This window comes from Micromonospora sp. CNZ296 (assembly GCF_007827635.1).
The window spans coordinates 1-10,155 of sequence record NZ_VISW01000049.1 but is presented as its reverse complement, the minus strand read 5'-3'; the positions used below and the strand labels follow the sequence as shown (position 1 = coordinate 10,155).

Sequence of the window (10,155 nt, the reverse complement as noted above, 5' to 3'; positions counted from 1 at the left end):
TGGTCAGACTGGCGGCGCCAGCATCAAGCCCGAGCCCGCCAAGCCCACTACACCCGACGCCTCAACCTCGAACTCCAGCCATGATCCCGAACGGCCTGCCGTACTAGCCTTGGTGCTTTTCGATGACGCTCAACGCCCGTTACCCGCCTGTGTTCCGCCGTGATCGTGGCTGAGCTTCGAGGTGCCACCCACTCCCGCCTTGCGGGGTGGTTGAACGGGCGCTGGCAAACCCACAAAGCGACGCGCTGCCTGAAACGCCGCCTCGCGGACGTCGTCTGCCGCACCATGATCCGTGACACGGAGACCTCTGTTGCCAACGCCTTGATGCAGAGAGGTGCCGTTACAGATCTTGAAAGGTCAGGTTGGATTCCGCGCGGTCGGGGCGTTCGGTAGGGTCGCTACTGTGAGTGGTGAGCCTCCGGTGCGGGTCGGGTTGCGGGTCGAGGACGTGGGCGCGGCTGCGTCGTTTTACGAAGGCTTCGGTTTCGTACCGGTCGGAACCGTGCCGGGTCGGGATGGCAAGGTGCTGATGGCTATCCTGCGCCGGGGTCCATTGCAGCTGCTGGTCGATGCGTTAGTGGGCATGCCGTTTCCCGACAGTGCGCGGGAGCGTCAGACGTTGGCAGGGCCGCGCGGTCTGGGCATGGTCATCGGCATCGAGGTAGAAGACGTTGATGAGATGGCCCGGAGTTGCCGCATCGCGGGCTGCGTGATCGGGGCTGGCCCACTGGATGCTGCGTGGGGCGAGCGGTACGTCGAGGTCGAGGACCCATACGGGTATGCCTGGAAGTTCTTTCATGTGCTGCGGGGTGGGTCATGACTGACCAAGGTTGGTGACCAGGTTGACGGCGACGGCCAGGATGCCGGTTCCGAAGGTGTACGAGAGCAGTGCGTGCCCGAGCGCGATCCGGCGCATGTGGTTACTCGTCGGTTCGTTCTCGCCCGGGGCATAGGACATGCCGACCGTGAAGGCGATGTACGCGAAGTCGGCGTACGCCGGTGGATCTTCCCGCTTGAAGTCGATGCCACCGCCGTCGTCGCGGTAGCACAGCCGGGCGTACTTCAACGCGAAGACCGTGTTCACCAGCGCCCACGCCAGGACCACCGCGATGACGCTGAGGATCACCAGCGTGACTGCCACTGCGTCATGCTGGTTCGAGGCGCGCACGAGCGCCTCGGCCACGGCGGCGAGACTGGCAACGGACGCGATCAGGATCGCCGAGTCGGTGGAACGGGAGTGCTGCTCCGCCTCGGCAAGCTGCTCGGTACGCTTCGGGCTCGCCGACCAGCAGGCCCGCCACACCCAAACGAGGATCGTGCCCGCCGCGATCGTCCAGACCACCAGCGGCGTCAGCTCCGGCGCCCCGACGAGCGCGGTGGCCGTGCCGGCGACGACACCGGCGGCCAACGACCACAGCGCACGCCTGACGGACAGCAGGCGTCCCGGCGCACGTCCCGATCGCTGCTCCACCCGTTCAGCGTTCCGGATCAACCGGGCCGGCCAGCGGAAACCCGGAGCCATCACCGGATCGGGCCGCATCGAGGGTGGGGCGGGGTGGCCGGTGTGCTGCGGGGAGGGTTCCTCATCCGCGACCGCAAGTACACCGCCGCCTTTCGATCACGCCTTCGCCGCCCGAACTCGGCGGAGATGTCTGGGGCGCAAGACGGCGGAGAGCGTGGTGCTGTCGGAACACTGAGCGCAATTCGGTCCCCCGCCGATGGCCAAACTCGGACGCCTGCCGGACGCCTGGGTCAAGTCCACCGGTAACAACGCAGCGCTCGTGAGGGCAGACCGCAGGGTCCGCGGGTACCGGGGTCCCGCGCCTCCCGGCCTGCCGGTCAAGGCGCCGATCCGATGGTGGGCAGGCCGCAGGCGCCGACGGGGCCCAGCGCCTGGGACGCTCCGGTGCGACCTCCGCGACAACCACCCTCAGTGGCTGCCCTGCACCCGCAGCGAGTACAAACCCTGGCCTCCCCAGAAACCCATAAAGGCCAACTCTGTGGGCGAAAGGTGCGTAGCGTTCAGGTGGGCCTGTGCCGAGGACCCACCCCACCGGCAGAAAGGGTATGAGATGTCGCTCGACGCGTTCCGCATCCCTGGCGGCTCCTTGGACGACTTGATCAGTCGGTTCTTCGGCGGAGACCCGTTCGCGGGACGTCCGGTGGAGCGGGTCGACCTGTCCCGGCTGCTCTCCACCGAGTCGCGGCAACTGCTGCAACGGGCAGCCGAGCAGGCTACGGAGTGGGGCAGCCCGTACCTCAATGTCGAGCACCTGCTGTGGGCCGCAGCCCAGGCCGACCCCACCCGCCGGATGCTCGGCGCGAGCGGCGCCGACCCCGACGACCTGGCCCGCCAGATAGAGTCGGCCGTCCCCAAGGGCAGGCCACGCGAGGACACGCCTCCGCTCGCGCCGGCGGCGAAGCGCGCCCTGCTCGACGCGCACCGCGAGTCGCGACGGTCCGGCGCGACGTACATCGGCCCCGAACACCTCCTGCTCGGCATCGCCGCGAACCCGGAGACGACCGCGGGCCGGGCGTTGCGGGCGCTCGGTGGGGCCGTCACCGGGCCCACGCCGCCGGCGGGCGGTGCCGACGGGCGCGGAGCCAGCAGCACCCCCACCCTTGACCAGTACGGGCGGGACCTCACCGAGGACGCCCGGGCCGGTCGGCTCGATCCGGTCGTCGGCCGTGATGACGAGATCGACGACACGATCGAAGTGCTCTCCCGGCGTACGAAGAACAATCCGGTGCTCACCGGCGAGCCGGGCGTCGGCAAGACGGCGATCGTCGAGGGCATCGCGCAGCGCATCGTCAACGACGAGGTGCCCGAAACCCTGGCCAACCGGCGTGTGGTCGCACTCGACCTGTCCGGGATGGTGGCGGGCACCAAGTACCGCGGTGAGTTCGAAGAGCGCCTGAAGAACGTGATCCAGGAGGTGACGTCGGGCGAGGACGGGCTGATCCTCTTCATCGACGAACTGCACACCGTTGTCGGCGCGGGCGGCGGTGGCGAGGGGGCGATGGATGCCGGCAACATGCTCAAGCCCGCCCTGGCCCGCGGCGAACTGCACGTGGTCGGTGCGACGACACTGAACGAGTACCGTCGCTACATCGAGAAGGATCCTGCGCTGGAGCGCCGGTTCCAGCCGATCCTGGTGTCGGAGCCGAGCGTGGAGGACACCGTCGCGATCCTCAAGGGCATACGTGACCGGTACGAGGCGCACCATCAGGTGCGCTACACGGACGAAGCGCTGGACGCCGCGGCTGAACTGTCCCACCGTTACATCACCGACCGGTTTCTGCCGGACAAGGCCATCGACCTGCTCGACCAGGCGGGGGCCCGGGTCCGGCTTCGTTCCCGCACCCCGGCTCCGGACAAGAAGGAGATCGAAAGGCGGCTGTCCCAGCTGCGCCGGGAGAAGGACAGCGCGGTGGCGAACGAGGATTATCAACGCGCGGGTGCGCTGAAAGCCGAGATCGGTGCGGCAGAGCGGGATCTGGCGGCGGCGCAGGAGGGCACGCCTCCGGTGCCCGAGGTGCATATGAGCGACATCGCCGAGGTGGTCAGCCGCCGTACCGGTGTTCCCGTCACCCAGCTCACGGAGGTGGAGAAGCAGAGGCTGAGGCGCATCGAGGAGCAACTGCACGAGCGCGTGGTCGGCCAGCACGAGGCCGTACGGGCTGTGGCGGCCGCCGTACGCCGATCGCGTTCCGGGCTGAGTGACCCCCAGCGACCCGACGGGTCGTTCCTCTTCCTCGGACCCACCGGCGTCGGCAAGACTGAACTGGCCAGAGCCCTCGCCGCGGCGCTCTTCGGCGACGAGTCCAGCATGATCCGCTTCGACATGAGCGAGTTCCAGGAGCAGCACACGGTCAGCCGGCTGGTCGGAGCGCCCCCGGGCTACGTCGGGTACGAGGAGGCCGGTCAGCTCACCGAGGCGGTCCGGCGCCGGCCATACTCGGTGCTGCTCTTCGACGAGGTGGAGAAGGCGCATGCGGATGTGTTCAACGCGCTGCTGCAGGTGCTCGACGACGGTCGCCTCACCGACGCGCAGGGTCGCACGGTCGATTTCAGCAACACCATCCTGATCATGACGAGCAACATCGGCGCGGACCGCATTCTGGCCGCGCAGGCGGCAGGGCGTCCGGTCAACGACCAGCGCGAGGAACTGATGGGGCTGCTGGGGCAGCGGTTCCGGCCGGAATTCCTCAACCGGATCGACGAGATCATCGTCTTCACCGGCCTGGACCGGGACCAGCTCCTTGAGATCACCGGCCTGCTGCTGGACCGCACCCGCCGTCGGTTGCACGCACAGAACATCAACCTCGAGATCAGCCCGGACGCCACGCAGTGGCTGGCCAACCGGGGCTACCAGCCCGAGTACGGGGCGCGGCCACTGCGGCGCAGCATCCAGCGCGAGTTGGAAGACCGGCTGTCGACCCTGCTGCTCGAGGACGGGGCGAATCCGGGCGACACCATCGATGTCAATGTCGTCGGCGGCGAGCTCGACCTCTCGGTCCGGCCCGCCGCCGTACCGGCTGGCACGTGACACCCGACGAGCAGCTCGGCGAGCCGTCGCGGTGTGTCCCGGGGGCTCCACCCCGGCGAGTTGTTGCAGCAGATCATCCAAACCGCGGCCGTGCTGGGAGGGCTTGACGACGACGCCGGCGCAGGCCGGTCAGCCTGCGGGACAACCGCCCGGCCAACCCCCTGTGCCTGAAGGACGTCGCCATCGGCCCCCAATGCGTAGAAGGCGCTGCGCCGCACGGGCGGCATCCGCTGCACCCCACTGAATGACGGCACCGTGAGCGCCGGACCGGTCGACGTGACGGTCAGTCGCTGACAACCGGCCGCCATCACCGGCTGGCCGTCTGGAGGCGGCCGGTGATCGTCCTCAGGCAGCGCCGACGTCGGTGGTGAAGGTCGCGAAGGCGAGCAGGCCGGAGTAGGCGGCCAGGCCGATGGTGAACCAGGTGAAGCTGGAGTGCCTTTCGGGGGCCAGTTCGTCGACGAAAATGTTGAGCAGGATCCCGCCACCCAGGAAGGCGGTGAGCACGTTCATCAGCACGCCGGTGGGCTGGACGGCGACCGCGGTCACCCAGCCGCCAGCGGCGCCGGCGACCAGGACGAGGCGCCACCCGGTGGTGAGGCTGACCGGGAAGTGCTCGGCCAGGACGCCGTCGGTGGCCAGCACGTGCAGCCCCATGGCGACGGCGAACAGCACCGCCGGCCCGAGCCCCGCGTCCAGCTTAGTCGCCAGGGTGTACGTGATCAGGCCGCTGTACAGGGCGAAGAAGCCGAGCTGGAACCCGAAGACCAGCCGGGTGGGCTCTTGCCGGCGCTGCTGCGAGCGGTGGGTGACACGTTCCAGGGCGTAGAACGTGAAGAAGCCGACCAGCGCGACGAGGAACAGCACGAATCCGCGGGCCGGGGTGGGCCTGATCTCCTCCTCCAGGACGTGGGCCACCGCCTGGTTGCCCTCCGCGAGGCGCGGCAGCAGGTAGAGGAACACGTACGCGGCGGCGATGCCGCCACCGAGGGACGTCGCCGCGTGGGTGGGCACCGGCAGTCTCCGGCGGATGGCCGGCGCGAGAAGGTGCAGGGCTCCCAGCGCCACCGCCGCCGCCAGCGCCGCCCACAGGCTGCCCGCCCGGGTGAGCGTCACCGGGGCGGTGGGTTGCCGGCGGCCGGCTTGGAGCGCTGGAAGATGCCGAACAGCCAGAGCAGGGAGGGCGCCAGCAGCAGCGCTCCGACCGCGAGGACGGCGAGCACCGTGGCGAGCACGGTGGGATCACCGGCCGCCTCGGTGACGGTCAGGTCGGGCGGCAGCAGGTCTGGGTACTGGGCGGCGCCCCAGGCCCAGAGGACGGCCGCGACCGCGAGGGCCGCGGTCACCCGCACCGCCCGGTAGCGGCCGGTGGCGATCAGCACCAGCGACCCGAGCCCCGCGGCGAACGAGAGCAGCACCAACGCGAGCGCCCGGCCCCGAAGATCGGCGAAAAGGTCCGGCGCGTCGGCGGCGACGACGGCCAGCCCGGCCGCCGCGCCGACGCCCACCACTATGCCGGTGACCAGGGCGCGGCGGCGGAACTGGGCCACCAGGTCGGCGGCACCGGCGCGGCGCGCGTCGTGGATGAGGTAGACCGCGGCGAGGTACGCGCACACGCCGATCGCGAGCAGTCCGCCGTAGATGGAGGTGGGATTGAGCCAGCTGCGCCAGATGTCACCCTCGGCGATGCCGGGTGGGACGCGACCGGAGGCGACTGCGCCGACGATCGAGCCGAGGAAGAACGGGGTGGCCACCGAGGAGAGCGCGAAGGTGGCGCCGTAGAGGCGTTGCTCGGTGAGGGTGTGACTGGCCTTGCGGAAGGCGAAGGCCGCGCCACGACCGATGATGCCCAGGGCGGCCAGGGTCAGCGGGATGTAAAGGGTGGAGGCGAACGCGGCGAACGCGGGCGGAAAGGTGGTCCAGAACAGGGTGATCACCAGGATCAGCCAGACGTGGTTGGCCTCCCACACCGGGCCGATCGAGTGCGCGATCAGTTCCCGGCGGGCTGCGCCGCGGCGCGCCCCGCCGGCGAGGAGGTCCCAGATCCCGGCGCCGAAGTCCGCGCCGGCGAGCAGGGTGTAGAGCGTCAGACCGGCCAGCAGCACCCCGAGCAGGACGTCGACGACGGTCATCGGCCGCTGTCCACCGGTTCGGGTACGCCCTCCTGCGGAGCGACCGGCTCGTCGCGGTGGCAGGCCATCCGCCACAGAACCGCGACGGTGGCGACGGTGAGCACCGCGTAGACGGCGGCGACCAGGGCCAGGCCGGTGGCCAGGCCCGGCGCCGGATTTACCGCCTCGGCGGTGCGCAGCACGCCGTACACGATCCAGGGTTGCCGCCCGACCTCGGTGACGACCCAGCCGGCCTCGACCGCGACGGCGGCGGCGACCCCGGACAGGGCGGCGGCCCGCAGGAACCACGGCGAGCGCGGCGGACCCCGACGCCGCCACCACGCAAGCGCCCACCAGGCGGAAAGCGCTACCAGCCCGAAGCCGATGGCCACCATCAGCTGGAACGCCCACTTGACCACCGTCACCGGTGGCTCCTGATCGTCGGGCACCTGGTCCAGGCCCATGACCACGGCGTCCGGATCCCACCTGGCCAGCAGCGACAGGGCGTTGGGCACCTCGACTGCGTACCGCAGTTCCCCGTCGACGTAGACGCCGCCGAGCGAGAGCGGCGCGCCGGCCTCGGTGCGGGCCAGCCCCTCCATCGCGGCGAGCTTGGTGGGCTGGTACTCCGCGACGAAGTGCGCCGCCCAGTCGCCGACCACGACCTGCACCGGGGAGAGCACTGCAGCGACGGTGAACGGGATGGCGAAGCCGAGCCGGTGGTAGCGGTCCCGGCGGCCGCGCAGCAGGGCCACCGCGTAGACGCTGGCGATGCCGAAGCCGGTCACCATGAACGCCGCGACGATCATGTGCAGGGTCTGCGGCGGCGTCGCCGGGTTGAACATCGCCTGCCACGGCCTGACGTCGGTGACCTCGCCGGAGACCAGGTCGAAGCCGCGGGGCTGGTTCATCCAGGCGTTTGCCGACACCACGAAGAACGCGGACGCCACGCCCGCGACACAGACCGGCAGTCCGGAGAGCAGGTGCACCCGGGGTGGCACCCGGTCCCAGGCGTACAGGTAGATCCCGACGAAGATGGCCTCGACGAAGAACGCGATGCCCTCCATCGCGAACGGCAGGCCGATCACGTCGCCGAAGCGGCCCATCAGGCCGGGCCAGAGCAGCCCCATCTCGAACGACAGGATGGTCCCCGACACCGCGCCGACCGCGAACAGCACGCCCATCGCCTTGGCCCAGCGGTGCGCCAGCCGGGTGAAGGTCGGGTCCCCGGTGCGCAGACCGCGCCACTCGGCGAAGACGGTGACCGCCGGCATGCCGACGCCGAACGAGGCGATCACGATGTGCCAGCCCAGGGACAGGGCCATCTGCACCCGCGCCGCCATGAGGTCTCCCGGGGCGGCGTCCTGGGCGAGCAGGTCAACCAGCATCGGGTTCCCCACCTTCGTTGCGTGTCAGCCCTATGGTGGTCTAACGGCCCGGCTGCTGGTCGGCAACGCGAATGCCGCATCCCGGGCGCGGAATCAGGGCTTGTACTCGCTGCGGGTGCGGGGCAGCCACTGCGGGTGCTTCTCCCGCAGGTAGCGAACCATCGCCTCGCGCAGGTCGCAGCGGAGGTCCCAGGCGCTCGGCCCGTCGGCGGCGGACGCCTGGATCTGGATGACGACGGTCTGCGGGTTGGCATCGACCATCTGAAGCACCCACTGATGCCGGTCCCACAGCGGCGACGCCTCGATCAGGCGCTGCGCCTCGACGCGCAGGTCGTCCAGGTTGGCGGTGTGGTCGACGTGGATCTGGACCTTGCCGACCACCCGGGTCTCGTGTCGCGTCCAGTTCTGGAACGGGCGCTCGGTGAAGTAGGTCGTGGGCAGGATGAGCCGGCGGTCGTCCCAGAGCCGGATCACCACGTTAGTCAGTTTCACCTCCTCGACGCGACCCCACTCGCCGTCGATGACGAGCACGTCACCGATGTAGAGGCCGTCCGCGAAGGCGACCTGGATGCCGGCGAAGGCGTTGCCCAGCGCGGTCCGGGCGGACAGGCCGATCACGGCGCCGATCACACCGGCCGAGGTGAGCACCGAGATGCCGAACAGGCGTATCGGCTCGAAGGTGGTCATGATCAGACCGATCGCGACGATCGTGACCGCCGTCGAGGTCAACCGTCGCACCGGCCGGATCTGGGTGCGGGTGCGGCGGATCCGACGGTCGGCCATCACCCCGGCCGGCAGCCGGCTGAACGCCACGATCTCGGCGACGTGCAGCGCCCTGACCACCAGCAAGGCGACGCTGCCGATCAGCAGCAACAGGATGGCGTGCCGGCCCTCGCGCAGCCACCGGCCCGGCCCTCCCGGCAGCGCGGCGTAGAGGCCAGCGAGTAGCAGAACGGCGGTCGTCGGGCGGCGGCAGGCCTGGCGCAGCGGCGCCAGCAGCCATTTGTAGCGACCATGGGCGATCCGGTTGACGAGTACGCCGCTGAGCACGTCCACCAGCACGGCCGCCGCCACCGCGGCCAGCATGATCACCGCTCGGCCCATCAGCTGCCGTTCACCGCGATACCGATGGTCATTACTTCCGCTCCCGTCCGGGTCGTCCCCACGGCAGCGTGTCACGAGACGGCCGATCGCCGGGCGTACATCGCGACCGGCCGAAGTCCCCCGGCGGCCGCGGCACGCGGCGCCGCCGCCCGGGGCTCGGGTGGCGAGGAGGTCGCCCGTGATCATCCGCGCTAGCCGAATCCGCCGTGGGAGGCAAAAACCAGGCCGCGGTGCACACCTGGTACCCGGCCAAGTTCGGCGGAGGTCCGGTGGCGCCGTTGCGGACCGTCGCCGATGCCATTGCCACCTGGCCCGAGTACGCCACCGCCGTGGCCGTACGCCTCGACGCGCATGACCAGATCACGGTATGCGCGCCCCACGGCCCCGACGATCTGCTCGATGGGGTGTGGCGGCGCAACCCGGCCAGGGCCAGCGCGGAGATCTCCCGGCGGCGACTCGCCCGCCACCGCCCCACCGAACGCTGGCCTGGTGTCCGCGTCGTGATGTGACCCGGCGCTCGAAGCCCGCTGCCCGAGTCGACCTGCTAATCGCAGGGTGCCCCGTTGCGACATGTGAGTGCGTCTAAGGATGTCTCGTAACTCGGTGATGGCGTTGCCGCGCAACGGTTCCTGGATCAGCCGGCCAGGATGATGTTGTGGAGGTGGGCGATGCCGGATGCGGTGTCGGCCAATGTGTGGGCGGCGCGGCGGTAGTCGCGCAGGATCTTGAAGCATTTCATGCGGGCCAGGGCGTGTTCGACCTGCGCTCGGACCGAGCGATCCTGCTTGTTCAGGTCCGCCTTCCACTCGGGCAGATCACTGCCGTCAGCGGGCTTGCGGTACGGGATGATTACCTCAGGATTGCCGCGGTAGGCGCCGTCTGCCATGACCGGTCGGCCGGCCAGCTTTTAGTGAGTGTTTGAGATTCCGGCTCAGGTGTGGGTTGCCTGGGCCGGTTTCGTGTGTCGGGCCAGGCGGGTGACCATGACGTGGATCATGGCCC

At 70.0% G+C, this 10,155-nt stretch carries 8 protein-coding genes and 1 pseudogene; 3 read left to right on the top strand and 6 right to left on the bottom strand.

What is annotated here, in order from left to right; genetic code table 11:
• Window positions 1–403 precede the first annotated feature (403 nt).
• Window positions 404–820: a VOC family protein gene (locus FB455_RS33795; RefSeq protein ID WP_051611529.1), complete on the top strand. Its 417-nt coding sequence runs from the start codon at window positions 404–406 to the stop codon at window positions 818–820.
• On the opposite strand, the gene FB455_RS33790 is transcribed toward FB455_RS33795, so the two are convergent.
• Window positions 815–1,471 carry a DUF1345 domain-containing protein gene (locus FB455_RS33790; RefSeq protein ID WP_230650317.1) on the bottom strand — a complete coding sequence of 219 codons (657 nt, stop codon included), beginning with the start codon at window positions 1,469–1,471 and terminating at the stop codon, window positions 815–817. The genes FB455_RS33795 and FB455_RS33790 overlap by 6 nt on opposite strands.
• 601 nt (window positions 1,472–2,072) lie before the next feature.
• Between FB455_RS33790 and FB455_RS33785 the strand changes: the two genes are divergently transcribed.
• Entirely contained in the window at window positions 2,073–4,550 is a 2,478-nt protein-coding gene (locus FB455_RS33785; RefSeq protein WP_030275004.1) for an ATP-dependent Clp protease ATP-binding subunit, read from the top strand.
• Window positions 4,551–4,895: 345 nt separating this feature from the next.
• On the opposite strand, the gene FB455_RS33780 is transcribed toward FB455_RS33785, so the two are convergent.
• From FB455_RS33780 to FB455_RS33765, 4 genes are all read right to left on the bottom strand, one after another.
• Window positions 4,896–5,666, bottom strand: coding sequence for a hypothetical protein (locus tag FB455_RS33780; protein ID WP_030275002.1), 771 nt, complete (start codon window positions 5,664–5,666; stop codon window positions 4,896–4,898).
• Window positions 5,663–6,682, bottom strand: coding sequence for a cytochrome d ubiquinol oxidase subunit II (locus FB455_RS33775; protein ID WP_030275000.1), 1,020 nt, complete (start codon window positions 6,680–6,682; stop codon window positions 5,663–5,665). The genes FB455_RS33780 and FB455_RS33775 overlap by 4 nt, the downstream gene beginning before the upstream one ends.
• Window positions 6,679–8,049, bottom strand: a complete 1,371-nt coding sequence (locus FB455_RS33770) for a cytochrome ubiquinol oxidase subunit I (protein WP_091331579.1) — start codon at window positions 8,047–8,049, stop codon at window positions 6,679–6,681. Before FB455_RS33770 ends, FB455_RS33775 begins: the two co-directional genes overlap by 4 nt.
• 93 nt (window positions 8,050–8,142) lie before the next feature.
• Window positions 8,143–9,153, bottom strand: a complete 1,011-nt coding sequence (locus FB455_RS33765; protein WP_030274996.1) for a mechanosensitive ion channel family protein — start codon at window positions 9,151–9,153, stop codon at window positions 8,143–8,145.
• 206 nt (window positions 9,154–9,359) lie between these two features.
• Between FB455_RS33765 and FB455_RS33760 the strand changes: the two genes are divergently transcribed.
• Window positions 9,360–9,662, top strand: a complete 303-nt coding sequence (locus FB455_RS33760; RefSeq protein ID WP_082931039.1) for a nucleotidyltransferase family protein — start codon at window positions 9,360–9,362, stop codon at window positions 9,660–9,662.
• A gap of 125 nt (window positions 9,663–9,787) precedes the next feature.
• On the opposite strand, the pseudogene FB455_RS33755 reads toward FB455_RS33760, so the two are convergent.
• Window positions 9,788–10,057 (bottom strand): annotated as a pseudogene (locus FB455_RS33755) (transposase family protein); the annotation flags it as partial.
• Window positions 10,058–10,155 lie beyond the last annotated feature (98 nt).